At 62.2% G+C, this 26,679-nt stretch carries 20 protein-coding genes; 13 read left to right on the top strand and 7 right to left on the bottom strand.

The features are described from left to right. Positions 1-139 precede the first annotated feature (139 nt). The 10 genes from bcsQ (V6607_RS01650) to bcsQ (V6607_RS01695) all read left to right on the top strand — a co-directional run bounded on the left by bcsQ (V6607_RS01650) (position 140) and on the right by bcsQ (V6607_RS01695) (position 15,646). Positions 140-1,123: a cellulose biosynthesis protein BcsQ gene (bcsQ, locus tag V6607_RS01650; RefSeq protein WP_134325574.1), complete on the top strand. Its 984-nt coding sequence runs from the start codon at positions 140-142 to the stop codon at positions 1,121-1,123. After that, positions 1,120-3,339, top strand: coding sequence for a UDP-forming cellulose synthase catalytic subunit (gene bcsA, locus V6607_RS01655; protein ID WP_003218076.1), 2,220 nt, complete (start codon positions 1,120-1,122; stop codon positions 3,337-3,339). The genes bcsQ (V6607_RS01650) and bcsA overlap by 4 nt, the downstream gene beginning before the upstream one ends. Next, a complete protein-coding gene (gene bcsB, locus V6607_RS01660) occupies positions 3,336-5,594 on the top strand; it encodes a cellulose biosynthesis cyclic di-GMP-binding regulatory protein BcsB (protein ID WP_134325575.1) in 2,259 nt (752 codons plus the stop codon). Before bcsA ends, bcsB begins: the two co-directional genes overlap by 4 nt. Further along, positions 5,591-6,787, top strand: coding sequence for a cellulose synthase complex periplasmic endoglucanase BcsZ (gene bcsZ, locus V6607_RS01665; RefSeq protein WP_008435713.1), 1,197 nt, complete (start codon positions 5,591-5,593; stop codon positions 6,785-6,787). The genes bcsB and bcsZ overlap by 4 nt, the downstream gene beginning before the upstream one ends. Next, positions 6,769-10,605, top strand: a complete 3,837-nt coding sequence (locus V6607_RS01670; protein WP_134325576.1) for a cellulose biosynthesis protein BcsC — start codon at positions 6,769-6,771, stop codon at positions 10,603-10,605. Before bcsZ ends, V6607_RS01670 begins: the two co-directional genes overlap by 19 nt. Before the next feature lie 16 nt (positions 10,606-10,621). Then, positions 10,622-11,293 (top strand): SGNH/GDSL hydrolase family protein, encoded by a 672-nt coding sequence (locus tag V6607_RS01675; protein ID WP_003218072.1) that lies wholly within the window; start codon positions 10,622-10,624, stop codon positions 11,291-11,293. Beyond that, the gene (locus tag V6607_RS01680; protein ID WP_008435711.1) at positions 11,293-11,958 is read left to right on the top strand and encodes an alginate O-acetyltransferase AlgF; all 666 of its coding nucleotides are present in this window, start codon (positions 11,293-11,295) and stop codon (positions 11,956-11,958) included. Before V6607_RS01675 ends, V6607_RS01680 begins: the two co-directional genes overlap by 1 nt. A gap of 17 nt (positions 11,959-11,975) precedes the next feature. Further along, positions 11,976-13,391 carry an MBOAT family protein gene (locus V6607_RS01685; RefSeq protein WP_134325577.1) on the top strand — a complete coding sequence of 472 codons (1,416 nt, stop codon included), beginning with the start codon at positions 11,976-11,978 and terminating at the stop codon, positions 13,389-13,391. A 12-nt stretch (positions 13,392-13,403) separates the two neighbouring features. Further along, a complete protein-coding gene (locus V6607_RS01690; RefSeq protein WP_008435708.1) occupies positions 13,404-14,531 on the top strand; it encodes a cell division protein FtsQ in 1,128 nt (375 codons plus the stop codon). A gap of 173 nt (positions 14,532-14,704) precedes the next feature. After that, positions 14,705-15,646: a cellulose biosynthesis protein BcsQ gene (bcsQ, locus tag V6607_RS01695; RefSeq protein WP_102604463.1), complete on the top strand. Its 942-nt coding sequence runs from the start codon at positions 14,705-14,707 to the stop codon at positions 15,644-15,646. A gap of 242 nt (positions 15,647-15,888) precedes the next feature. Here the strand turns inward: bcsQ (V6607_RS01695) and V6607_RS01700 are convergent, their stop codons facing one another. The 5 genes from V6607_RS01700 to V6607_RS01720 form a co-directional block, all read right to left on the bottom strand. After that, on the bottom strand, positions 15,889-17,103 hold the full coding sequence (locus V6607_RS01700; RefSeq protein ID WP_102604464.1) for a methyltransferase: 1,215 nt from the start codon (positions 17,101-17,103) through the stop codon (positions 15,889-15,891). After that, positions 17,084-17,773: an ABC transporter permease gene (locus tag V6607_RS01705; protein ID WP_032899447.1), complete on the bottom strand. Its 690-nt coding sequence runs from the start codon at positions 17,771-17,773 to the stop codon at positions 17,084-17,086. Before V6607_RS01705 ends, V6607_RS01700 begins: the two co-directional genes overlap by 20 nt. A 38-nt stretch (positions 17,774-17,811) precedes the next feature. Continuing rightward, positions 17,812-18,507 (bottom strand): ABC transporter permease, encoded by a 696-nt coding sequence (locus tag V6607_RS01710; protein WP_003218063.1) that lies wholly within the window; start codon positions 18,505-18,507, stop codon positions 17,812-17,814. A gap of 73 nt (positions 18,508-18,580) precedes the next feature. Beyond that, positions 18,581-19,333, bottom strand: coding sequence for an ABC transporter substrate-binding protein (locus V6607_RS01715; protein ID WP_003218061.1), 753 nt, complete (start codon positions 19,331-19,333; stop codon positions 18,581-18,583). A 13-nt stretch (positions 19,334-19,346) separates the two neighbouring features. After that, a complete protein-coding gene (locus V6607_RS01720; RefSeq protein ID WP_134325578.1) occupies positions 19,347-20,120 on the bottom strand; it encodes an ABC transporter ATP-binding protein in 774 nt (257 codons plus the stop codon). A 554-nt stretch (positions 20,121-20,674) separates the two neighbouring features. Between V6607_RS01720 and gabP the strand changes: the two genes are divergently transcribed. Then, positions 20,675-22,066 (top strand): GABA permease, encoded by a 1,392-nt coding sequence (gene gabP, locus V6607_RS01725; protein WP_003218057.1) that lies wholly within the window; start codon positions 20,675-20,677, stop codon positions 22,064-22,066. Between the two features lie 135 nt (positions 22,067-22,201). Here gabP and V6607_RS01730 read toward each other — a convergent pair whose 3' ends face one another. Then, the gene (locus tag V6607_RS01730; RefSeq protein ID WP_134325579.1) at positions 22,202-22,615 is read right to left on the bottom strand and encodes a hypothetical protein; all 414 of its coding nucleotides are present in this window, start codon (positions 22,613-22,615) and stop codon (positions 22,202-22,204) included. 73 nt (positions 22,616-22,688) lie between these two features. Next, complete coding sequence (locus V6607_RS01735; protein WP_102604466.1) at positions 22,689-23,609, bottom strand: alpha/beta fold hydrolase; 921 nt, start codon at positions 23,607-23,609, stop codon at positions 22,689-22,691. 172 nt (positions 23,610-23,781) lie between these two features. On the opposite strand from V6607_RS01735, the gene V6607_RS01740 reads away from it, so the two are divergent. Together V6607_RS01740 and V6607_RS01745 are read left to right on the top strand one after the other, a co-directional pair. Then, complete coding sequence (locus V6607_RS01740) at positions 23,782-24,747, top strand: arsenic resistance protein (protein ID WP_134325580.1); 966 nt, start codon at positions 23,782-23,784, stop codon at positions 24,745-24,747. Between the two features lie 87 nt (positions 24,748-24,834). Further along, the gene (locus tag V6607_RS01745; RefSeq protein WP_166742136.1) at positions 24,835-26,475 is read left to right on the top strand and encodes a glycosyltransferase family 39 protein; all 1,641 of its coding nucleotides are present in this window, start codon (positions 24,835-24,837) and stop codon (positions 26,473-26,475) included. Positions 26,476-26,679: the final 204 nt, after the last annotated feature.

Below are 26,679 nucleotides of genomic sequence, written 5' to 3' on the forward strand. Positions count from 1 at the left end.
AAACCAAGGTCAGCCCAACGGGCTGACCTTTTTAACGCCTTTAAAGCGTAATAACCGGGGAGGGCCGTGGGTGAGTCGCGCAGACGATATTTCAAAACTATTCAATAAGCTGGGCGCCAATCCAAATGGCTACCGGGAGATGTACGCCGTCCATGATTATCTTGAGGATGACGTGGTGGTCGAGCCTTTCGACGCCGTGCCCATCCCGGCCCAAACCGCTTGCACCGTCGCGCTGGATGAGCCGCCATCGGCGCCATTGCTGCGCTTGCTCGAAGAGCTGACCCAGGGCGAAGCCGATCACCTGCAACCTCCCGAAGTGGTCGAAGGGCCGACCGGTGAGGTGTACTCGGATCAATCCTCACCCAAGGTGATCGTGGTGGTCTCGCTCAAGGGCGGTGTCGGTCGCAGCACGCTGACCGCGGCCATTGCCAGCGGCTTGCAGCGTCAAGGCCACCCGGCCGTGGCGCTGGACCTGGACCCGCAAAACGCCCTGCGTCATCACTTGTGCCTGGGCCTGAATTTGCCCGGCATCGGCGCGACGAGCTTGAGCAATGAGTCCTGGGAAGGCTTGGCTGAGCGCGGCTTTGCCGGTTGCCGTCTGGTGGCCTTCGGTGAGACCAACAACGACCAGCAAAAAAACCTCAATCGCTGGCTCGGCGAAGACGCCCAATGGCTGCCCCGGCACCTGGCCGGCTTGCAGTTGAATGGCCAGGACACGGTGGTGATCGACGTGCCTGCCGGCAACACGGTGTACCTGCACCAGGCCATGGCCCTGGCAGACGTGGTGTTGGTGGCGGTGCAGGCGGATGTTTCCTCATTCAGCACCCTGGCCCAGATGGACAGCGTGCTGGCGCCGTACCTTGAGTGCGAAAAACCACCACAGCGTTACTACGTGATCAACCAACTCGACGGCGCCCACCGCTTCAGCCTGGACATGGCCGAAGTGTTCAAGGCCCGCCTCGGCGATGCACTGCTCGGCAAGGTCCACCGTGACCCGGTGTTCAGTGAAGCCCAGGCCTGCGGCCGCGACCCCCTCGACCCTACCGTCAACAGTCTCGGCTGCCAGGACATTCATGCCCTGTGCCGCACGCTGCTCGAACGAATCGATTCGGACCTTCCATGACCGACACTACGTCCTCTACGCCCCACACTCCGGGGCGCGCCGAGCAGCGGCTGGACGCCGCGATTTCGCGCTTCAATCGCTGGCCCGATACGCTGCGCAAAGTGCTGGTGGTGATCAGTTGTGTGGTCGGCACCTTGCTGTTGGTGAGCATTGTCAGCGCCCCGCTGGACCTCTATAGCCAATGCCTGTTTGCCGCCGTGTGCTTCCTTGCGGTGCTGCTGCTGCGCAAGATTCCCGGGCGCATGGCGATCCTCGCGCTGGTGGTGTTGTCGCTGGTGGCGTCGCTGCGCTACATGTACTGGCGGCTGACTTCCACCCTGGGTTTTGAAACCTGGCTCGACATGCTGTTCGGCTACGGCCTGGTGCTCGCCGAGCTGTACGCGCTGGTGGTGCTGATCTTCGGCTACGTGCAAACCGCCTGGCCGCTGCGCCGCGAGCCGGTGTGGCTCAAGACCGAACCGTCGGAGTGGCCCACGGTCGACGTGTTCATCCCGACCTACAACGAGGCGTTGAGCATCGTCAAACTGACCATCTTCGCCGCCCAGGCGATGGACTGGCCCAAGGACAAGTTGCGCGTCCACGTGCTCGACGATGGCCGTCGCGACGACTTCCGCGATTTCTGCCGCAAGATCGGCGTGAACTACATCCGTCGCGACAACAATTTCCACGCCAAGGCCGGCAACCTCAATGAAGCGTTGAAGGTCACCGACGGCGAGTACATCGCGCTGTTCGACGCCGACCACGTGCCGACCCGTTCCTTCCTGCAAGTCAGCCTCGGCTGGTTCCTCAAGGACCCCAAGCTGGCGATGCTGCAAACGCCGCACTTCTTCTTTTCACCCGACCCGTTTGAAAAGAACCTCGACACCTTCCGCGCCGTGCCCAACGAGGGCGAGTTGTTCTACGGCCTGGTGCAGGACGGCAACGACCTGTGGAACGCGACGTTCTTCTGCGGCTCGTGTGCGGTGATCCGCCGCAAGCCCTTGCTGGAAATCGGCGGCGTGGCCGTCGAGACCGTCACCGAAGACGCCCACACCGCGCTCAAGCTCAACCGCCTGGGCTACAACACCGCTTACCTGGCGATCCCGCAAGCCGCGGGCCTGGCCACCGAAAGCCTGTCACGCCACATCAACCAGCGCATCCGTTGGGCGCGGGGCATGGCGCAGATTTTCCGCACCGACAATCCGCTGCTGGGCAAAGGCCTGAAGTGGGGCCAGCGCATCTGCTACGCCAACGCCATGCTGCACTTCTTCTATGGCTTGCCGCGGCTGGTGTTCCTCACCGCGCCGCTGGCCTACCTGATTTTCGGCGCGCAGATTTTCCACGCCTCGGCGCTGATGATTGTCGCCTATGTGTTGCCCCACCTCGTGCATTCGAGCCTGACCAACTCGCGGATCCAGGGGCGCTTCCGCCACTCGTTCTGGAACGAGGTCTACGAGACCGTACTGGCCTGGTACATCCTGCCGCCGGTATTGGTTGCGCTGGTCAACCCCAAGGCGGGCGGCTTCAACGTCACCGACAAGGGCGGGATCATCGACAAGCAGTTCTTCGACTGGAAACTCGCCCGGCCGTACCTGGTACTGCTGGCGGTGAACCTGGTCGGGCTGTGCTTCGGTCTTTATCAGTTGATCTGGGGCGACGAGTCCACCGCGGTCACCGTGGCGATCAACCTGACCTGGACCCTCTACAACCTGATTATCACCAGCGCTGCAGTGGCGGTGGCTTCCGAAGCGCGGCAAGTGCGCTCCGAGCCGCGGGTCAGCGCGAAATTGCCGGTCAGTGTGATCTGCGCCGACGGGCGTGTGCTCAAAGGCACGACCCAGGATTTCTCGCAGAACGGCTTCGGCCTGATCCTCGCCGACGGGCACCAGATTGCCCGGGGCGAACAGTTGCAGTTGGTGCTGTCGCGCAACGGTCAAGACAGCCTGTTCCAGGCGCGGGTGGTGTTCAGCAAGGGCGCGCAGATTGGCGCGCAATTCGATGCACTGTCCCTGCGCCAACAAAGCGAACTGGTACGCCTGACGTTTTCCCGCGCCGACACCTGGGCCGCGAGTTGGGGTGCCGGCCAGCCCGATACACCGTTGTCAGCCCTGCGTGAAGTCGGTGCCATCGGCATCGGCGGCCTGTTTACCCTGGGTCGCGCCACGCTGCATGAATTGCGTCTGGCCCTGCGCCGCACTCCCTCACAACCGCTCGATACGCTGATGGACAAGCCATGACTTCCACACTATTTGCCCGCCCGCAGTCGCGCGGCGTGCTCGCGCTGATGATCGCTTCGCTGCTGGGCCTGGGCTCGCAGGCACAGGCCGCTGCACCCGCTGTTGCGGTGCAGAGCACTGACGAGGGCTACAGCCTGACCCTCAAGCAACTGGGCCGTCGCGACACCATGAACCTGCAAGGCGTGGAAGCGTCCGACAGCGTCAACTTCGACATCCGTGCCGATGAAGTGGTGAAGGGCGCGCAACTGTTGCTCAAGTACAGCTACTCGCCGGCGCTGCTGGCGGACCTGTCGCAGATCAACGTGCTGGTCAACGACGAAGTCGCTGCCAGCCTGCCGCTGCCCAAGGAAGGCGCGGGCATCCAGCAGGAAAAACTGGTGCAGATTCCGGCGCACCTGATCACCGAATTCAACCGCTTGAGCCTGCAGTTCATCGGCCACTACACCATGTCCTGTGAAGACCCGCTGCACAGCAGCCTTTGGGCCAAGATCAGCAACAGCAGTGAGCTGAAAGTGCAGGTGCAGCCGATCGTCTTGAAAGACGACCTGTCGGTGCTGCCGCTGCCGTTCTTCGACAAGCGCGATGCGCGCCAGGTCAGCCTGCCGTTCGTGTTTGCCAGCGCGCCGGACAACGCCGCGCTGGAAGCTGCCGGTGCGCTGTCGTCGTGGGTAGGCGGCTTGGCCAGCTACCGGGGTGCGACGTTCCCGACCACCCTTGGCGAGATTCCGGCCAAGGGCAACGCCATCGTGCTGGTGCAAAGTACCCAGGCTGTGGATGTACACGGTGTGGCGGTCCCTGAGCCTAAAGGGCCGACCCTGACCCTGATCACCAACCCCAACGACCCGAATGGCAAGCTGCTGATCGTCTCCGGCCGTGATGGAGCCGAACTCAAGCGTGCCGCCACCGCCGTGGTGCTGGGCAACCCGGTGTTGACCGGCAACAGCGTGGTCATCACCAGGCTCGACACCCTGGCCCCGCGCAGCCCTTACGACGCGCCGAACTGGCTGCCCAGCAACCGTCCGGTACGCCTTGGCGAGCTGGTAGAACTGAAAAAACTCAACGTCTCCGGCTACAACCCGGGCCCGATCAGCGTCGACCTGCGCCTGCCGCCCGACCTGTTCAACTGGCGTGAAGAAGGCGTGCCGCTCAACGTCAAATACCGCTACACGCCGCAGCAGGTGTCCACCAACTCCTCCTTGCTGATCGGCCTGAATGACCAGTTCATGAAGTCTGTCGCGTTGCCGTCGGTGAGCAACCTGGGCGGCGGGCAGAGCCTGCTGGACCAGCTGAAGAAAGACGAAACCCTGCCCCGTGAAGTGACGACCCTGTTGCCGATCAGCTCGGCCTCGCCCAAGTCCAAGCTGCAACTGCGCTTCATGTACGACTACATCAAGGAAGGCGAATGCCGGGACATCATCGTCGACAACATGCGCGGTGCGATTGACCCGGACTCGAGCCTGGACCTGAGCAGCTACCAGCACTTTATCGCCATGCCGAACCTGGGCGTGTTCAACGATTCCGGCTTCCCGTTCACCCGCCTGGCTGACCTTTCGGAGTCGGCGGTGGTGATGCCGGACAACGTCGGCACCGATGAATTGAGCGCCTACCTGACTGTGATGGGCCGCTTCGGCGAGTCCACCGGCTACCCGGCCACCGCCGTCAAAGTGGTGCAGGCCAAAGACGTGCAAAGCGTTGCCGACAAAGACCTTCTGGTGCTCGCCACCGGCGGCAACCAGCCGCTGCTGCAGCAATGGCAGCAATACCTGCCGGCCACCAGTGACGGCCTGCAGCACCACTTCCTGTTGTCTGACCTGCCACGTTATGTGCGCAGCTGGATCAGCCCGGACGCCGCGGCCAACCAGCATACGGCCAATGCCGGCATCACCTTCAGCGGCCTGAGCAACAGCACCTGGTTCGCCGGCTTCCAATCGCCGCTCAAGGCCGGGCGCAGCGTGGTGCTGATCGCCAGCAACCAGCCTCAGGGCCTGCTTGAAGCGACCTCGGCGCTGATTGGCGGTGACGACTACAAAGACTCGATCCAGGGCAGCCTGGCGGTGGTGCAGGGCACGCAGATCAGCTCGTTGGTCGCGGACCAGCAGTACTACGTCGGCGACCTGAACTACTTCAAATTCATGCAATGGCAGCTGTCCCAGAACCTGGGCTGGATGCTGGCGATTACCTTCCTGGGGCTGTTGGTGCTGACCTGCCTGATCTACCTGGCACTGCGTGCCCGTGCAAAACGGCGGTTGGCATGAGCCCTTTGCGTAGCGCGATCCTGGCGGTGATTGGCAGCACATTGCTTGCCGGTGCCGCCCAGGCACAGACCTGCGATTGGCCGCTGTGGCAGAACTATGCCAAGCGCTTTATCCAGGACGATGGCCGGGTGTTGAACTCGTCCATGAAGCCGACGGAAAGCAGTTCGGAAGGGCAGTCGTACGCGATGTTCTTTGCCCTGGTGGGCAACGACCGGGCGACCTTCGACAAGCTCTGGACCTGGACCAAGTCCAACATGGCGGGCGCCGACATCGGCCAGAACCTGCCGGCCTGGCTGTGGGGCAAGCGTGACGATGGCAAGTGGGGCGCGATCGACAGCAACTCCGCCAGCGACGCCGATTTGTGGATGGCCTATGCGTTGCTCGAAGCCGCGCGTGTGTGGAACGCACCGCAGTACCGCAGCGACGCGCAACTGGTGTTGGCCAACGTTGAACGCAACCTGATCGTGCGCGTACCGGGCCTGGGCAAGATGCTGTTGCCGGGGCCGGTAGGCTATGCACACGCGGGTGGCCTGTGGCGCTTCAACCCCAGCTATCAAGTACTGCCGCAACTGCGCCGTTTTGCAAAAGAGCGCCCGAACGCCGGCTGGAACGAAGTGGCCGAGAGCAACGCGAAGATGCTCGCCGACCTGCCGAGCAATCCCCATGGCCTGGCGGCCAACTGGGTCGGTTATCGCGCCACCAGCGCGAACACCGGGCTGTTTATCGTCGACCCGTTTTCCGATGACCTGGGCAGCTACGACGCGATCCGCACTTACCTCTGGGCCGGCATGACCGCCAAGAGCGACCCGCTGGCCGCGCCGATGCTCAAGGCCTTGGGCGGGATTTCCCGTGCCACTGCTGCGTCGGTCAGCGGTTTGCCGCCGGAGAAAGTCCACGTGCTGACCGGTGAAGTCGAGAAAAACAACGGCTACACGCCGACGGGTTTCTCGGCCTCCACCATGGCCTTCTTCCAGGCCCGGGGCGAAACCGCCCTGGCGCAATTGCAAAAGCAGAAAGTCGACGACGCCCTCGCCAAGGCGCTCGCGCCTTCGGCCCCGGACAGCGCCCAGCCGATTTACTACGACTACATGCTCAGCCTGTTCGGCCAGGGCTTCGCTGATCAAAAGTACCGTTTCGAACAAGACGGCACGGTGAAATTATCCTGGGAGTCAGCATGCGCCGTCACACGCTAGCCATTGCGATTCTGGCGGCCCTGGCTTCCAGCGCCAGCTTTGCCGAAACCACTGACCCGCAAAGCCTGCTGATCGAGCAGGGCTATTACTGGCAGTCGAAAAAGAACCCGGAACGCGCCCTCGAGACCTGGCAGAAACTGCTGCGCCTGAGCCCTGAACAGCCGGATGCGCTGTACGGCATTGGCTTGATCCAGGTGCAACAACAGCGTCCGGCCGAAGCGCAAAAGTACCTGGCCCGCCTGCAGGCGTTGAGCCCGGTACCGCGCCAGGCCTTGCTGCTGGAGCAGGACATCACCGTCAACATCCCGGCCAACGCGAAGTTGCTGGAACAGGCCCGTGAACTCGGCGAGCCTGAAGAAGAGCGCGAACAAGCGGTGGCGCTGTATCGCCAGATCTTCCAGGGGCGCCAGCCCCAGGGCCTGCTTGCCCGCGAGTATTACAACACCCTGGGCTTCACGCCCAAGGGCACGAACGAGGCCATCGCCGGCTTGCAGCGTTTGTCCCGCGAGCGGCCGAACGACCCGATTGTGGCGCTGTTCCTGGCCAAGCATCTGGCGCGTAACCCGGCCACCCGCGCCGACGGCATCCGCGCCCTGGCCAAGCTGGCACCGAACAACGACGTGGGCGGCAACGCCGATGAAACCTGGCGCTTTGCGCTGATCTGGCTCGGCCCGCCGAAGAGCGACCAGGTGCCGTTGTTCCAGCAGTTTCTGGCGGCGCATCCGGACGACAGCGAAATCCGTGCGCTGATGAACAAGGGCATTGCCCAAGGCAAGACCGGCGCCGGTTGGCAGCGTGATCCGCAGATGACCAAGGCGTTCAAGGCGCTGGATGACGGCGACCTGAAAACCGCCGAGCCGCTATTGGCGGCGCGCCTCAATGAAAAATCCAATGACGTCGATGCCCTCGGCGGCATGGGCGTGCTGCGTCAACAGCAGCAGCGCTTCAGCGAGGCTGAAAGCTACCTGGTTCAGGCCACCCGTTTGCCGGGTGGCGCGGCATGGCAGTCGGCGCTCAATGATGTGCGCTACTGGAACCTGCTCAACCAGGCCCGTGACGCCCAGCGTGGCGGGCGCGGCAGCCAGGCCCGCGACCTGGTGGCCCAGGCCGAACGCTTGAACCCTGGCCAGCCCGGCGCTGCCGTGGCACTGGCGGGTTTCCAGGCCCAGGACAATCAGTTCGACACCGCCGAAGCCGGCTACCGCAAAGTGCTCGCCCGTCATCCTGGCGACCCGGACGCGCTGAGCGGCTTGATCAACGTGCTGTCCCAATCCGGGCAGCCGGAAGAAGCCTTGAAGCTGATCGACTCGGTGTCGCCCGCCGAGCGCGCGAAGTTCGCGCCGAGTGTGAAAATCACCGCGTTGCGCGCTACCCAGGTGGGCAAGCTGGCCGAGCAGCGGGGGGATTTGAAAGCCGCGCAAGCCGCCTACAAACAAGCCCTTGATGCCGACCCGGAAAACCCGTGGACACGCTTCGCCCTGGCGCGCATTTACCTGCGCGACGGCCAGATTCGCAACGCCCGTGCCTTGATCGACGGCTTACTGGCCAAGCAGCCGAACCAGCCGGACGCGCTGTACACCAGCACGCTGCTGTCGGCGGAGCTGGGTGAGTGGAAAAAGGCTGAAGAGACCCTGGCGCGTATCCCTGCGGGGCAACGGACCGCTGACATGAACGAGCTGGGTATCGATATCGCGCTGCACAAGCAGACCGACATCGCCATCGAGACCGCCCGCCGTGGCCAACGCCCGGAAGCCCTCGCGCTGCTGGGTCGCAGTGAAGCCATGACCCGGCAGAAGCCTGAGCGCCTGGCGGTGCTGGCGGCCGCTTATGTGGAAGTCGGCGCGACGCAGCAGGGCCTGGATATCATGCAGAAGGTTCTGGATAACAATCCGAACCCGACCGTCGACCAGAAACTGCTGTACGCCAATGTGCTGCTCAAGGCCAACCACTACACCGAGGCGGGCGACATCCTGCGTGAAGTGCAGGGCAAGCCGCTGAGTGAAACCGGTCGCCAGCGTTACGACGATTTGATCTACCTGTACCGGGTCAAACAGGCTGATGCGCTGCGGGAGAAAAACGACCTGGTCGCGGCCTACGACATGCTGTCGCCGGCCCTTGCCCAGCGTCCCAACGACGCAATGGCGGTAGGTGCCCTGGCGCGGATGTACGCGGCCAGCGGCAATAGCAAAAAGGCCATGGAGCTTTATGCGCCGCTGATTCAGCAGAACCCGAACAACGCTCGCCTGCAACTGGGCCTGGCGGATATCGCCTTGCAGGGCCGTGATCGTGGCCTGGCGGAAAGCGCCAGTGAAAAGGCGCTGTCCCTGGAACCGGGCAACCCCGAGATCCTCACCTCGGCTGCGCGCATCTATCAGGGGCTGGGCAAAAACAACGAAGCCGCTGCGCTGCTGCGCAAGGCGTTGGCGATTGAGAACAGCCAGAAGAGCCAGACGCAATTGGCTCAGGCCGGCTCCCAGGGCGTGCCTTACAACCCCTTCGTCGGCTTGCCGGGCCAGCGTCGCCAGGTCACCGACCTGACCGTTGCGGGCGCCGTGCCGCCGCCGATTGATGCACCGACCAATGTCGTGCCGGACAATGCCCTGGCAGCCTCCGCGCGTCCGGCGTCGAACAACTGGAACGAGCCGTTCGAGCCACCGTCGAGCATTGCTGCACTCGACACCGCCAACCTCAGCCCGGCACGTCGTGCGCTGGATACGATCCTGCGGGATCGCACCGGTTACCTGGTGCAGGGCTTGAGCGTTCGCAGCAACAATGGCGAAAGCGGCTTGAGCAAAATCACTGACGTCGAGGCGCCATTCGAAGCGCGGATGCCGGTGGGGGATCTGAACGTTGCGCTGCGCGTGACGCCGGTGCACTTGAGCGCTGGTAGCGTAAGCGACGATGCCTTGTCACGTTTTGGCAAGGGCACTCCGAAACCGGCCGGCTCGCAGAGCGACACCGGTGTAGGTCTCGCTGTGGCGGTGGAAGATCCGGACAAGGGGCTCAAGGCTGACGTCGGCGTTAGTCCGCTGGGCTTTACCTACAGTACCGTGGTCGGTGGCGTCAGTGTGGCCCGACCGTTTGAAGCCAATTCGAACTTCCGTTATGGCGTCAATGTATCCCGGCGTCCGGTCACCGATAGCGTGACGTCCTTTGCGGGTTCTAAAGACGGCGATGGGAATAAGTGGGGCGGCGTCACCGCCAATGGTGGCCGTGGCGAGTTGAGCTATGACAACCAGAAACTTGGTGTGTACGGCTATGGTTCGTTGCACGAATTGCTGGGCAATCACGTCGATGACAACACCCGTCTGGAATTGGGGAGCGGCATCTACTGGTACCTGCGCAACAACCCGTCCGACACCCTGACGTTAGGTATCAGTGGCTCGGCCATGGGCTTCAGTGAGAACCAGGGTTTCTACACCTACCGCCAAGGCGGGTACTTCAGTCCGCAACGCTTCTTCTCTCTAGGTGTTCCGGTGCGTTGGGCCCAGAGTTTTGACCGTTTCAGCTACCAGATAAAAAGCTCGGTGGGTGTGCAGCATATCGAGCAAGATGGCGTCGCTTATTTTCCAGGCCACAAAGAGCTGGGTAATCAAGCATACGACTCCAGCAGCAAGACCGGCATCGGCTACAGCTTCAACGCCGCCGCCGAATACCGCCTCAGCTCGCGCTTTTACCTGGGTGGCGAAGTCGGTCTCGACAACGCCCAGGACTATCGCCAGTACGTAGGTAACGCCTACCTGCGCTACTTGTTTGAAGACCTGAGCGGGCCTATGCCCTTGCCGGTCAGTCCGTACCGTTCCCCTTATTCGAATTGATTGATAGGAGTCATCCATGCCTGTTTCCGCTTCTGCTATTGCCGGCCTGACCCTGCTGGTATTGGGCGAAAGTCACATGAGCTTTCCTGATTCACTGCTCAACCCGCTGCAGGACAACCTCACCGCCCAGGGCGCCAAGGTTCACTCCATCGGCGCGTGCGGCGCCGGTGCAGCCGACTGGATCGTGCCGAAGAAAGTCGAGTGCGGTGCCGAGCGCCTGCCGGTTGGCAAGGCCGAGATTTTCGGCAAGAACGCCATGAGCACCACCCCGATCAAAGACCTGATCGCCAAGGACAAGCCGGACCTGGTGGTGATCATCATCGCCGACACCATGGCCTCGTACCCGGAGCCGCAGTTCCCGAAAGTCTGGGCCTGGAAAAGCGTGACTTCCCTGACCAAGGCCATCACCGAAACCGGCACCAAGTGCGTGTGGGTCGGGCCGGCGTGGGGCAAGGTCGGTTCGCAGTACAAGAAGGATGATGCGCGCACCAAGGTGATGTCGCAGTTCCTCGCCACCAACGTGGCGCCGTGCACCTACGTTGACTCGCTGACCTTCTCCAAGCCGGGCCAGTGGATCACCACCGACGGCCAGCACTTCACCATCGACGGCTACCAGAAGTGGGCCAAGGCGATCGGCGACTCCCTGGCGAAGTTGCCACCGGCCGCCGTGGGCAAAGGAGCGCAATAATGAAACGGATCACCCTGGGCCTGGCGACCTTGCTCGCCAGCGTCAGCGCCTACAGCGCCGACATCCCGCTTTACCCCACCGGCCCGGAGAAGGATTCGGCCTTCCTGCGCCTGGCCAACGGCACCGACGGCGAGCTGAAATTGCTGCCCCAGGGTTCCAAGGCCAGCCTGGTGTTGGGTGGCGACAAACTGGTGTCTGACTACCTGCCGGTGTCGGGCGGCAAGACCCCGATCAAGGGTGTGTTGAGCCAGGGCGGCAAGGATTCCGAGCTGGCCGTGACCGTCGCGCCGGGCGAGTTCGCCACCGTAGTGGCCGTGCCGGACGCCAAGGGCGGCACGCGCCAGTTGGTGATCCACGAACAGCCGGATGACTTCAACGCACTGAAGGCCTCGCTGGCCTTTATCAACGCCGACGCCGCCTGCGCCGATGCGAGCCTGGAAGCCGTGGCGCAAAAAGCCGAGCTGTTCAAGAAGGTCGCCGAAGGCGCGATTTCGCGCCGCATGATCAACCCGGTGGAACTGTCGGTGCAGCTCAAGTGCGCCAACGCGCCGGTGGGCCAGCCGCTGACCTTCACCCTCAAGGCCGGCGAACGCTACAGCGTGCTCGCACTGCCATCGGCCGCCGGTTCGAGGTTGCTGTTTACCTCCGACACGCTCGCTAACTGATCGGGCCCGACACCACCATGGTCTTTGCCTCACTGGAATTCCTCACGCTGTTCCTGCCGGCCTTCCTGTTGATTTATGCGCTGGCCCGTCCGGGCTGGCGCAACGTCATCCTGTTGATCGGCAGCTGGCTGTTCTACGGCTGGTTGAGCCCGCTGTTCCTGTTCCTGCACATGGTGTTGACCGTGGTGGCGTGGGTCGGCGGTTTGCTGGTGGACCGTTCCCGTGAAGACGGCAAGGGCCGGGTGCGGCTGTTGATCGCGTTGATCGTGTTCAACACCGCGGTGCTGTGTTGGTACAAGTACGCCAACATCGTCGCGGGCACCGTGAGTGAGGTAATCACCTGGTACGGCGCGATGCCGCTGGATTGGCAGCGCGTGGCGTTGCCGGCCGGGTTGTCGTTCATTGTGCTGCAGGCGATTTCGTACCTGGTGGATGTGCACCGGCACACGGTGCCGGTGGAGCGCAGCTTCATCAATTACGCGACCTATATCTCGATGTTCGGCCACTCGATTGCGGGCCCGATCATTCGTTATGACTGGGTGCGGCGCGAGCTGAACCAGCGTTATTTCAACTGGCCGAATTTCAGCCTTGGCGCTCGGCGTTTCATGATCGGCATGGGCATGAAAGTGCTGGTGGCCGATACCTTGTCGCCGCTGGTGGACATCGCCTTCCACCTGGAAAACCCGAGCCTGGTGGATGCCTGGATCGGCTGCCTGGCGTACTCGTTGCAACTGTTTTTCGACTTCGCCGGCTACAGTGCCATGGCCATCGGCCTGGGCTTGATGCTGGGCTTCCACTTCCCGGAAAACTTCAACCGGCCGTACCTCGCCAGCAGCATCCAGGACTTCTGGCGGCGCTGGCATTTGTCGTTGTCCAGCTGGCTGCGGGACTACCTGTACATCGCCCTCGGCGGTAACCGCGATGGCGTATGGCGCACCTACCGCAACCTGTTCCTGACCATGGCGATTGCCGGGTTGTGGCATGGCGGCGACAGTTGGAACTACCTGTTGTGGGGTTCGGCCCACGGTATCGCGTTGTGCATTGACCGGGCGTGGTCGCGCTCGAGCCTGCCGAGCATTCCGCCGGTGCTGTCGCACATCTTGACGCTGCTGTTTGTGTGCCTGGCCTGGACGCTGTTCCGCGCACCGGACTTCCATTCGGCACTGACCATGTACGCCGGCCAATTCGGCATGCATGGCATGGCCTTGGGTGATGCGTTGGCCGTGGCCATGCGCCCGGCTCATGGCATGGCCGCGTTGCTCGGTTTGGTGTGCATCATCGCGCCGATCTGGCAGACCCGCTGCGAGCAGCGTTTTGGTACGCAGCCCTGGATTGTGGTGGCCGCATCCCTGTGGCCGGTTGCCGGGTTTGTGTTGTCGTTCGCGCTGATTGCCAGCCGCGATGCCGTGCCGTTTCTGTACTTTCAGTTCTAAGGAAGCCTGACGATGCCCGCCCCTACCGCGCCGACCCCACCGAGTGAATTGGCCGTCCGCACCAGCCCCCTGGCGGGCTGGGTGTTGGTGCCTTTCCTGGCGGCGGGGCTGTTGTCTTGCGTCTGGCTGATGGTCAAGGGGCCGGTGAGTTTCCTGCCGCCCAAGGTCGACAGCGACATGCTGCTGCACGGTGAAGTGACCCATCGGTTTGCCAAGGAACTGTCCAAGGCACCGATGGCCATCGAAGCGGCAAACCTGGAGCGCGGCGCCAGTTGGCTGGCGTTCGGCGACACCGGGCCGCGGGTGCGCCAGGGCTGCCCGGGCTGGCTGTTTATCAGCGATGAACTGAAGCTCAACCGGCATGCCGAAGACAATGCGCGCACCAAGGCCGACGCGGTGATCGACCTGAAAAAGCAGCTAGGCCAGCGCGGTATTGATCTGCAAGTGATGGTGGTGCCGGATAAAACCCGCATCGCCGCTGCCCAGCGTTGCGGCTTGTATCGTCCGGCCGTGCTGGATGGCCGGATTCAGCAATGGAGCACGCTGTTGCAAGCGGCGGGCGTTGAAGTGCTGGATTTGACCGACACCCTGAAACCCCTCGGCCCGGACGCCTATCTGCGTACCGACACGCACTGGAGCGAAATCGGCTCGAATGCCGGCGCCCGCGCCGTGGCCCTGCGCATCCAGCAGCGCGGTATCCAGGCCACGCCGGAGCAAGCCTTCGACATTACCCAGGCACCGCTCGCACCGCGACCGGGTGACCTGGTGCGCCTGGCCGGTCTCGATTGGTTGCCGCCGAAGTTACAGCCGGTGGGCGAGCAGGTTGCGGCTAGCACCGCGCATGAGAACGGCCCGGCGGCGTCGAGTAACCCTGACGATTTGTTTGGTGACGCCGGCCTGCCGAACGTGGCGCTGATCGGTACCTCGTTTTCGCGCAATTCGAATTTCGTGGGTTTCCTGCAAAAAGCCCTGAACGCTCCGGTGGGTAACTTCAGCAAGGACGGCGGCGAATTTTCAGGCGCCGCCAAGGCTTATTTCGACAGCCCGGCGTTCAAGCAGACGCCGCCCAAGCTGCTGATCTGGGAGATCCCGGAGCGGGATTTGCAAACACCTTACGACCCGATAAAGATTAGTCAGTAAATTGACCATTTACCGCTCGTCTTAAAGATTTCTTCAGAAACACCAAAATAATGACACTTTCATTCCTTTGTCACAGAATGCGTACACAAAGGCGCCCACAAAAAGACCTGCGGTAAGCATCAGTACAGCTGACCTTTCACGTCTTTAAGATGCGTCGTGAGGGAGTGTTGGCGATGAGCCGTACCGATGATCTTTTTTCGTTGTTCGATAAGACGACTGCCAGTGATGTTCAAGGGATGGATTCGATGCTGCAGTTCTTCGAAGACATGCCGGTCGACGACAGTGCCAGCCTCAATATGGGCAGTGGCGCGTCGTTCTCCCGACATTCCCCTTGTGCCAACGAGCAGTCCCGCGAAGCCGCGAACATCCGGGCGAAGGTGGTAGCGCTGGTTTCGGTCAATGGCGGCGTCGGCCGCAGCACCCTGGCCACCGCGCTGAGCAGCGGTTTGCAGCGCCTGGGACAGCCAGTGGTGGCGCTGGACCTGGACCCGCAAAACGCGCTCTATCACCACTTCGGCCTGAGCCATACCTTGCCCGGCATCGGGCGCACCAGCCTGCACAACGAGCGCTGGAGCCAGATCCTTCATTCAGGCTTTGCCGGTTGCCAGGTGATCACGTTTGGCGAAACCGATATCCGTCAGCAGGAAGACCTCCAGCGCTGGCTGAAACAGGAGCCGCATTGGCTGGCGCAACATTTGTCGGCCCTGGGCTTGGGTGAGCAGGACACGGTGATCATCGACACCCCGGCGGGTAATAACGTCTACCTGCATCAGGCACTGAACGTGGCCGATGTGGTGCTGGTCATCGCCCAGGCGGATGCGGCTTCCCTTGGCACCCTGGAGCAGATGGAGCAGTTGCTGGCGCCACACCTTGATGATCGGCCGGCGCTGCGTTGCCACTTCGTGATCAACCAACTCGACGAGACCTCGGGCTTCAGCCTGGACATGGTCGAGGTGTTCAGGAAGCGCCTGGGTGACAGCCTGTTGGAGGTGGTGCATCGGGATCCGGCGATCAGCGAGGCCCTGGCTTTTGGCAGCGATCCGCTGGATAACCAAGCCGCAAGCATGGCCTGTGACGATATAAACGCGCTTTGCCGCCTGCTGGTTGCCCACTGAAAAGCCCGGGTTATGCCGCTAACCTCAGATGCTTATGCACAATCGGTTGGTTCGACCTGTCATCAAACCGCAATTTTGCGGAGCGGTTCTCATCACGCTGCAACTGCCTGTTTTGCGTGCGTTTTATTTTGTGAACAAAAAATGACCAGTCAGCATTTTGCGCCGCGAAGCTTGCCGGCAGGGCCTCTGCCAGAATTCCATCAACAGAGTTATCCACAGGGCACGCTGCGACAAAATGCCCTTTAATTGCGCTCGGCGAGCAGCATCAGGTTGCGCGGGGTGAGCGGTGTTTCGCAGAAGCTGCCGACTTGAACCCTGTAACCGTTTTCTTCGAGAAACAATGCCCGGTCCAGCACCAGCCACATTTCCAGCGGGCGCCGAAACAGACCACGCACTAATTCCAGGTTTCGCACCTGTGCCAAGCGCTGCCAGCCTTGGGCCTCCAGTGCCGACCAATCCTGTTCCCCTGTGGATAATCCCTTGAGGGCCGCCAGTTCGCGGCAGTAGTCGGCGAACGGCTTGGCCAGCCAACTCGCGGGCAGGGACGGAGTGGGCAGGTAAGCATCGCTCCCGCGCAGTTGCCGCTGCAGAACATCAAAACCCAGGCGCCTGGCCATCGACGTATCGCGCTGCTGACGCACCCGCGCGCCTGCGGTAACGGTTTCGCTCAGCGGCAGGCCGAGGTCTTCCACCGATAAATGCAGTGACGACGCCTGGGCGGCAATCGACAGCGGCTGGTACTGCTCGGCGCGGATGCGGTTGTAGCAGCAGGGCGCCACGGCCAACTGCTGGCAGCCGGCGGCGCTGGCCAGCTGGAGCAGGCGCACATGCAGGTCGCCGCAGGCGTGCAGTGCCACCGGGGTTTGGTCGCGGCTGATCTGTACGTCGGCCATCACATCTTGCAGGCGATGGGTGACGGGCAATTGATGGTGTTCGCTGAGGGCTTGCCCTGAGGCGATGAGGGCCGGGTCGTATTCCAGGCAGGTCAGTTGCTGCCCGGGTTGCAACAGGCGGCGGCCGAGGTGGCCCTTGCCGGCACACCAGTCGAGCCAGTGTTCGGGGGGGTGGCGAAATTGCAGTGCGGCGCCGAAGGCTTCGATCTGCTGCCATTTGCGGCCGGGTACATCGACGTTCAGGCGATGGCGGGCGGCGGGTAGCGGGCGGGACGGTAAGTTATCCACAGCGCTGAGATTCAGCGACTGCATGGCCAGCTCAGGGAAAGGCGCAGGCGCCGGCAAGTGGTGAGGCTGGTTATGGCTGCTTTCCGCTTCGGCCAGCGAGCGCTGGTGCAACCAATGGGCCAGTTCGGGATGCTGGGTTTCCCACGGCAATTGCAGATGGGTAAAGGGCCGTGGTCGCCACAGCCCTTGATGTTCGGTGAGGAACGCATCCAGCGCCTGGAAGCGGGCGAGCAGTTGCTCACCCGTCAACAAGGCGTCAGCGGCCCTGGCAGGCATCGACCCGCAACCAGCGCTCCAGCAGCTTGAAGAAGCGCACCAAAACGTACGACATCAGCAGGTAGAACAACCCGGCAGCGAAGAAGATCTCCACCGGCAGGTAGGTGCGGGCAATGATCGTGCGGGCCATGCCGGTCAGTTCCAGCAGGGTCACGGTACTGGCCAGGGCGCTGGCCTTGAGCATCAGGATCACTTCGTTGCTGTAGGCCGGCAGGCCGATGCGCGCGGCACGCGGCAGGATGATGTAGAACAGCGCCTTGGGCCTGGACATGCCCAGCGCCCGCGCGGCTTCGATTTCACCCGGCGGGATGGCCTGGATCGCGCCGCGCAGGATCTCGGCGATATAGGCGGCGGTGTGCAGGGTCATGGTGGCGGTGGCGCACCAGAACGGGTCCCGCAGGTACGGCCACATGAAACTCTCACGCACGGCGTCGAACTGTGCCAGGCCGTAGTACACCAGGAACAGCTGCACCAGCAGCGGCGTGCCGCGGAAGAAGAAAATGTAGCAGTAGGGCAGGGTGCGCACGTACCACAGGCGTGACGAGCGGGCGATGCCCAGCGGGATTGCCAGCAGCAGGCCGGCGATCACGGCGATGGCCACCAGCTCCAGGGTCAGGGTTGCGCCCTGGGCCAGTTTCGGCAGCCATTTGATGATCACGGCCCAGTTCAGGCCCAGGTCGAAATGCGACAGCCAGCTGTAGTCGCCACTCATTGCGTGCTCCTCGCAAAGCCGCGCGCGGCACGTTTTTCCAGGAAGTGCATGCCGGTCATCGCCAGGACAGTGAGGCCCAGGTACATGAAGGCCGCGACCATAAAGAAGGTGAAGGGCTGCTTGGTGACGGTCACGCCGATCTGCGCGTGGCGCATGATTTCTTCCAGGCCGATCACCGAGACCAGCGCGGTGTCCTTCATCAGAATCATGAACAGGTTGCCCAGGCCCGGCAGCGCGATGCGCCACATCTGCGGCATGATCAAGCGGGTGAAGATCCGGACCTTCGACAAGCCCAGTGCGACACCGGCTTCACGGTGGCCCTTGGGAATGGCCAGGATTGCGCCGCGGAAGACTTCCGTGGCGTAGGCGCCAAAGCACAGGCCCAGGGCGATCACCCCGGCGGCGAAAGCGCTGAGGGAAAGGTCGGGGTTGCCGAAAAACTCCCCGAGGGAGCGCATCAGGTTGACCGTGCCGAAATAGATCAGCAGGACCCACAGCAGTTCCGGGATGCCGCGAACCAGGGTGGAGTAGCTGCCGCCAAGCCATTGCAGCGGCTTGTACGGGGAAGTCTTGGCCAGGGCGCCGGCCAGCCCGAGCACCAGCCCGAGGCACAGGGCGGTGAGCGCCAGCTTGACGGTCATCAGCGCACCGGCGGCGAGTGCCGGGCCGAATCCGTAGAGGTCGAAATTCATGGTTTAGTCGTTTCGCAAGGCAAAGCTCAGGACCGGCGCACTCAAGCGAGCACGCCGGGCAGGCCATTCAGGATCACTCGATACTGAAAGGGAAGTACTTGTCGTTGATCTTCTTGTAGGTGCCGTCGGCCTTGATTTCAGCCAGGGCTTTGTTCAAGCGCTCGCGCAGCGGGTCGCCTTTGCGTACGGCGATACCGATCTTGTCGCTCTCGACCACCGGGTCGCCCTTGAATTCGTAGGCGGAGCCGTCTTTGCTTTTCAGCCACTCGTACTGCACGTACTTGTCGGCGAGCATCCCGTCCAGGCGGCCGGAAGTCAGGTCGAGGTAGGCGTTTTCCTGGGTGTCGTAGAGCTTGGCGGTGGTGTCCGGCAGCTTGTCTTCCAGGTAGGTACCGGCCAGCGTTGCGCGCTGTGCACCGATGATCTTGCCCTTCAGGTAGTCCGCGTCGGTCTTGAAGTCTTTGTTGGCTTTGGGCGCGATGAACTGCAGCTTGTTGGAGTAGTACGGGTCGGTGAAGTCGACGGCCTGCTTGCGTTCATCGGTGATGGACAGCGAGGAGACCAGGAAGTCGAACTTCTTGGCATTCAGGGCCGGGATGATGCCGTCCCAGTCGGAGACATACACTTCGCACTTCTCGACTTTCATCTTGGCGCATAGGGCGTCGCCGATGTCCTTGTCGAAGCCGACGACGTTGCCGCTGGCATCTTTATTGTTGAACGGCGGGTAGGCCGCTTCGATCCCCATTTTCAAGGTTTCAGCCATCGCCGTGGCGCTGAACGCCATCGAAACAGCGGCGGCCAAGAGGAATTTTTTATAGTTCTGCATGCATGTTGCTCCGTTAGCGGTTGCTGGACATGAATTGTTTGCAGCGCGCCGAAAGCGGGTTTTCAAATACCTGCTGTGGCGATCCTTGCTCTTCGACCAGGCCCTGGTGCAGGAACACCACTTCACTGGACACCTGGCGGGCAAAGCCCATTTCATGGGTGACCAGCAGCATGGTGCGGCCTTCTTCGGCCAGGGCGCGGATCACATTAAGTACTTCCTGAACCATTTCCGGGTCAAGGGCCGATGTGGGCTCGTCGAACAGGATGACTTTGGGCTGCATGGCCAGGGTGCGTGCGATCGCGGCGCGTTGTTGCTGGCCGCCGGACAGTTGCGCGGGGTAGGCATGACGCTTGTCAATGATGCCGACCTTGGCCAGCAAGGCTTCGGCGATTTCAGTGGCTTCGGCCTTGCTCTGGCCGAGCACGCGGCGCGGGGCCTCGATGATGTTGTCGAGGACGCTCATGTGCGGCCACAGGTTAAAGTTTTGAAACACAAAACCGATTTCGCTGCGCAGGCGGTTGATCTGTTTGCCGTCGGCGGCCACCAGTTCGCCGTTTTTCGCAGCCTTGAGCTTGAGCTCTTCACCAGCCACCAGGATTTGCCCCTGGTGCGGGTTTTCCAGCAGGTTGATGCAGCGCAGGAACGTGGACTTGCCGGAACCGGAGGAACCCAGGATCGAGATCACATCGCCGTCGCGGGCGGTCAGCGAGATACCTTTAAGCACCTCCAGCTCACCATAGCGTTTATGCAAGTTGCGGATTTCAAGCGCGGGCGTGGCCTCAGCCATGTGCGGTCCTCATTGTGTTCATTGCGCTCCTGCTGTTGGCCCGCCTTCCTGGCGAGGCGCCAAGCTAGCATAGCGTCCGGATGACAGCCAACAGCCCTGCAGGCGGTAAACAGACGGTCTGCGGCAGGGTGTCGCATCGGCACAGCAGTGTGTCGCGCCATCAACAACCGAACAGCCGTTTGAACCAGTATTCCTACAGGTTTCGCGTAAAAAAGGGCGCGATGGTGCCAGCTTTGGCCGGGTGTTGGAAGGGTTAAACCGGCGAACGGTCCTTATCAGCCCTTTTATGGGGCGTCACGCACAAATTGTGTGTGTTTTTGGTGCACTGATTCGTCTTTCAAGTGAGTCGCACAGTAACGCTATAGCGGAATGCCATTAGTGTCAGTGACTTACGAGAGCTATTGAGTTTCCCTACAGCCCGCGTCAATCGTGGCTCTGTAACATTTTGGCGCAAATCTTGCGTAAAAAATAAAGAACGCCCCGTTGGTTTCTTTTCACGAGAAAGACGCCAGACCGGGTGGACCGTATTCGCAATTCCTCGCAAAGGTGTGTCAATGAGTAGTACGCAAAGCTCCAATGACCTCGAACAGGGGCTCAAACCGCGTCACGTCACCATGCTGTCGATTGCCGGCGTTATCGGTGCCGGGTTGTTTGTGGGCTCCGGCCACGCGATTGCTGCGGCGGGCCCGGCCGTGCTGCTGGCTTATGCCGCCGCCGGTACGCTGGTGGTGTTGGTGATGCGCATGCTGGCCGAGATGGCCGTGGCATCGCCGGACACGGGTTCGTTCTCTACTTATGCCGACCGTGCGATCGGGCACTGGGCCGGTTTCACCATCGGCTGGTTGTACTGGTGGTTCTGGGTGCTGGTGATTCCGCTGGAAGCCAACGCTGCCGCGACCATCCTGCACGCTTGGTTCCCCGGCGTGGCGATCTGGGCCTTCACCCTGATCATTACCTTGCTGCTGACCGCGACCAACCTGTTCAGTGTGAAGAACTACGGCGAGTTCGAGTTCTGGTTTGCGCTGATCAAAGTGGTGGCGATCATCGGGTTTGTGATCCTCGGCATCCTGGCGATCTTCGGCTTCCTGCCGGGCAGTCAGGTCAGCGGCGTTTCGCACCTGTTCGACACCCAGGGCTTCCTGCCCAACGGCATGGGCGCGGTATTGGCGGCGATCCTGACCACCATGTTCTCGTTCATGGGCACCGAGATCGTGACCATCGCGGCCGCTGAATCGAAGAACCCGGGCCAGCAGATTTCCAAGGCCACCAACTCGGTGATCTGGCGGATCGGCTTGTTCTACCTGGTGTCGATCTTCATCGTCGTGGCCCTGGTGCCGTGGAATGATCCTGCGCTGGCAGCGGTCGGTTCCTACCAGACCGTGCTGGAACGCATGGGCATCCCGAATGCCAAGCTGATCGTTGACCTGGTGGTGCTGGTGGCCGTGACCAGTTGCCTGAACTCGGCGCTGTACACCGCTTCGCGCATGATGTTCTCCCTGGGCCGTCGCGGTGATGCACCGGCGGTGTCCAAGATCACCAACAAGAGCGGCACGCCTTACTGGGCGGTGTTGCTGTCTACCGGCGCGGCGTTCCTGGCGGTATTCGCCAACTACGTGGCACCGGCGGCGGTGTTTGAATTCCTGCTGGCCAGCTCCGGCGCCATCGCGCTGCTGGTGTACCTGGTGATCGCCGTGTCGCAGCTGCGCATGCGCCAGAAACGCACGGAAGCGGGCGAGAAGATTGCCTTCAAGATGTGGCTGTTCCCGGGCCTGACGTATGCGGTGATCGTGTTCATCGTGGGCGTGCTGACGATCATGTTGTTCCAGGAAGCGCATCAGGTGGAGATCATTGCCACCGGGATCCTGAGCTTGCTGGTAGTTGCGGCGGGGCTGATGGTGTCGCGTCGGCGCAAGGGCCGGAAGGTTGGGGCTGCGGTGCTTAACTGACGGAATGCTTTCGTCGCAATACCGTTGATCAAATGTGGGAGCGGGCTTGCTCGCGAATGCGGTGGATCAGTCGACATTTGAGCTGACTGACACACTGCCTTCGCGAGCAAGCCCGATCCCACATTTCGTTTTGTATCAGCCTTCGGAGCTAACAAGCGCCTGTGACGCCGCGACGTAATCAGCCTGGAATTCCGGCGATTCAATCCACGCCAGCGCTGCCGCTTCATCCTCGGTATCCGTGGCCCACTGGCGATACTCGATCAGCGCCGCGAGTATAAAGTCCGTCGCTTCTTCTTCGCCTTCCTGCTCCAGTACCACTGCCAGCAGCGGGTGCGCCAGGAACACGGCACACAGCGCCTGCTGGCTGGTTTCGCCAGCGGTGCGCATCTCCAGGAACAGCTCGGTCAAATCCACCGATTCAAGATCAATGCGGCTGTCATCGCCGGCAAAGGCATCCGGCTTGGTGGCGACGGCGCGTTGGGTGCGATTCTGCTTGGCCTTGGCTTTTGCCCGGTGGGCGCGTTTTTGCTGCTTGTTCGGCGAAGCCATGGGCTCACGTCCTTGGTGTCAGGATCTGGGGATGGGGTATTGAAGCGCAGGTCTGGAGAAATCCCAAGGCTTTCTAGGTGCGATCCGTCACTTGGCGCCCCGGCGTGCCGTTGGCCAACTCTCCCCGTTGCAGCCAAGCCAATGCAATCGGCCACAACCGATCCTGATACTGGCTGCGAAAGAATGCGAAGTGTCCGACCTCTTTTTCGCCGATATCTTCAGGGGCGATCCGCAGGTGCGTGCGCTCGCTGCCGTCGAAGTAACCCAGCAGGCGCTCGATTGCCGCCACCGTGCCAAACGGGTCGTCGGTAATGCTGATGGCCAATATCTGTGCCTTCACCCGCGAAAACGGCAACTCGGGCAAGGCTCGCCCACTCGGACGTTTTTCATAACTCGGCGTCGGCGTACTCCAGTCGCGTACCACGCCCGCCGGGGTATCCTCCAGCCAGCCTATGCGCTTGCCCGGGAAGTAGCCAAAAACCGCTGTCACCAGCGGCATCACCACATGCCATTTGGCAAGCATCCGCCAGCGCCCGCTCGCCTCGTAGTCGCGCCAGTAGGCAAACTGCGCGCCTACCGTCACCAGGCGCCGAATCACCGCGCCGGAAGCCCCGAGCCCCGCCGCACATCCGCCAAAACTGTGCCCGACCACATCAATCGGTTGGCCGGCAAACTCCCGCTGGGCCCGCTGCAGGATCGCTTCGAAGTCCAGCACGCCCCAATCCGACCACGAGGCCTTGAACCCTTTCAGCGAGCCGCTGCGGGATTCGCCGATGCCGCGGTAGTCGTAGGTGATGACGTCGAAGCCATTGGCAAACAGGTAATCGGCAAACCGTGAGTAGTGACGGCAGCGTACGGAGGTGGCGGCGTTGATGATGACGACCGGGCGTTCAACGTCTGTGCGCGGATGGCGCCACGTGAAGCCGCCGATGGAATGCCCATCGGCTGTGGGCTCGCGGAATGCTTCGGCTTGAGGTCGGACTGGCAGGTTCATGAACAGGCTCGATCATTGCGCTTTCGATGGGGGGTCAAAGGCCCGTGCGCAGTTTTATGAGAAGTCGAAACTAACAAATTTCTGCTATGAAGACCCCGGGGATTTTTCTAAGGCTCGACCTGAGCGGCACAGATGCCTAGGCTTAGACCCTTTCGCCCACCAGAGCCGGCCCATGACCCGCGACACCCTCGAACAAAACCAGATCCTGATCTACTTCGCCAGCGTGGTGCTGGCTGCCGTTGTCGGCCTGCTGGCGCCCTCCATGGCTCAAGGTGTGGCCGCCCTGGTTACGCCCGCCATCGCCGTGCTGATGTACGCGATGTTCCTGCAAATCCCGTTTCTGGACCTGCGCCAGGGGCTGGGCAACAAACACTTCATGGCCGCGTTGCTGCTGGCCAACTTCATCCTGATTCCGCTGCTGGTGTGGGCGCTGACTCGGGGCCTGGTGGAACACCCGGCGATCCTGGTGGGTGCGTTGCTGGTGCTGTTGACGCCGTGCATCGACTACGTGGTGGTGTTTACCCATATCGGCAAGGGTGACTCGCGGTTGATGCTGGCGGCGACCCCGATTCTGTTGTTGCTGCAACTGCTGCTGTTGCCGGTCTACCTGGGGTTGATGCTGGGGGCGCAGTCGCAGGTGGTGGTTGCAGTGGGGCCGTTTGTCGAGGCCTTCCTGCTGCTGATCGTTGCCCCCATGATTCTGGCGGTGCTGACCACTTCCCAGTCCCGGCGCTCACCGGTCGTCAGTGCCTGGAACGATGCCTGGGCCTGGCTGCCCGTGCCGGCCATGGCGCTGGTGCTGATGGTGGTGATCGGTTCGCAGATCACCGCCGTGGTCCGCGATATCGGCCTGCTGGCGCCGGTGATCCCGGTGTATATCGGCTTCCTGTTGCTGGCCCCGCTGATGGGGGCGCTGGCTTCGCGCCTGTTCAAGCTATCGGCGCCCACGGCGCGGGCGGTCACCTTCAGCACCTCCACGCGTAATTCCCTGGTGGTGCTGCCGCTGGCGCTGGCGTTACCCGAAGAGATCCGTGGGCTCGCTGCTGCCGCAGTGATCACGCAAACCCTGGTGGAATTGGTAGGGGAGCTACTCTATATCCGCCTGCTGCCGCTGCTGATCTGGCCCGCTCGTCGTTAGGCGGATGAATGTTTGATTCCGTTCAGGGCTTATTCAGGGTGGCGTTCGGCAACATGAGCCGGTTTACCCCACCTGACAGGCTGAATAATGGATCAACACAATCGCTTTCGAATGGAATCGCTGGGTATTTTCCTCATCGCCCTGCTGCTGTTCACCCTGGGCATCTGGGACCAGCAGCCACAGGGCTTCGACGGCCGCTGGGCCGTGTTCATGCAAGAGATGTTTCGCCACGGCGCGAGCCTGTTTCCTACCACCTACGGTGAGCCTTACCCGGACTATCCGGGCACCGCGACCTACCTCAGCTACCTCTTTGCCCGTTTATTCGGCGCGCCCAACGACCTGGCTAACGTGATGCCCACCGCCCTGGCGTCTGCCGGGGTCATGGCGCTGATCTATCGCTTGCTGGTGCCGTCGGGCCGGGCGTGGGCGCTGCTGACGGTGCTGCTCACCGCATTGACTGCCCAGTTGCTGGAGAAGTCGCGCTCGGTGTGCCTGGACCAGATGATCTCGTTGTTGTGCCTGGGGTGTTTCTACCTGCTGCATACCGGTGAGCGCCTGGGCTCGCGGCTGCGCCAATATGCGATCTTTCCGTTGTTCGTGGTGGCGTTTGCCATTCGCGGGCCGCTGGGGTTGATCGAGGTGTGCGGGGTGGCCTGTGTCTACTGGGCGCTGGGCACCGCTCGTATGCGGCAAGAGCGGATTGCGCTGCTGAAAAAGGTGATTGCCCACGGAGTGGTCGGTTTGATCCTGCTGGCCGGCTGTTGGTGGGCGCTGTTGAAACTGGCACGGATCAGCGGTGGCGATGCTTTCGTCGATGATGTGCTGCGGATGCAATTCACCGGGCGCCTTGATGAAACCGGTGAGGCGTTCTACTTCTACTTCAAGCTGAGCCTGTACCGCTATTTCCCGGTGGTGCCGCTGGCCCTGGCGACGATGATTGCCCTGCGCCACAAATGGTCGGCCCGCCACGACGATGCCGATGTGCAGTTGATGCTGCGTTTGGCCGCCTGCGGCCTGATGATTTTGCTGGGCTTGTCGGTGCCGCACTTCAAGCGCGCCTACTACATCGTGCCCATGGTCCCGATGTTTGCCGCGGTGGCCGCCTATGGCTTGCTCCAGGCCCAGGGCTGGTTGCTCGGCGTGCGGCGTGGCTATGAGTGGCTGGTGGCGGTCCTGCCGGTGCTGGGCATTGTCGTGGTGTTTGTCTGTCGGCATCTGTGGCACAAGCACGGCTACTGGCCGGACGTTTCAGTGCCGGCGCTGGTGGGTGTGCTGATCGTGCTGCAACTCGCAGCCGTGATTGCCTGGCGCCGTTTGCAGGGCAATCTCGGCCAGCGCCTGGTGGTGCTCAGCCTGATTGCGCTGGCCACCCAATGGCTGGTGCTGGTGAAGGTTGTGGAGCCGGCCAAGGATCTGCAATTCGACACCAGGAACTTCGTAAGCGCGGTGGAAAAGCTGCGTGCCGATAATCCCGGGACCCTGGTGTTCGTCGATCTGGCCAAGGACACCTGGGCGATTCGCTACATCATGAATCTGGATCACGACGAGCAGCCGCTGTTCATCGGGCGCAACCAACCCTTGCTGGTGGATACACTGCCGCGCCCCGCCTGGGTGATTGTGGAGCGCAAGCAAACCGCACTGCTCAGCGGCACGCCGCTGGAACACATGGCGCCGGTGTTCAATGGGCGGTTGAATGACAACCCGCTGCTGGTGTTCCTGGTGAACTGACTCAGTCGCCTTGACATCATTGTCGGTGGTAACGCCGACAAGAGTGGCGATCACTGGGGAATTAAGGATGGATCAATGGGGTCGGAATGAGGTGTTGATAACCGGCGCTTTGGATCGTCTTACTGTATGGTCGCCGCCTGGATGACCGGTTGGTCTGATTGGAGCGCTTTGCAGCCTGCCGCAAAACAGGCGCCTGCTAGGCTT

This window comes from Pseudomonas sp. KK18 (assembly GCF_037094675.1).
Classification (GTDB): Bacteria; Pseudomonadota; Gammaproteobacteria; order Pseudomonadales; family Pseudomonadaceae; genus Aquipseudomonas.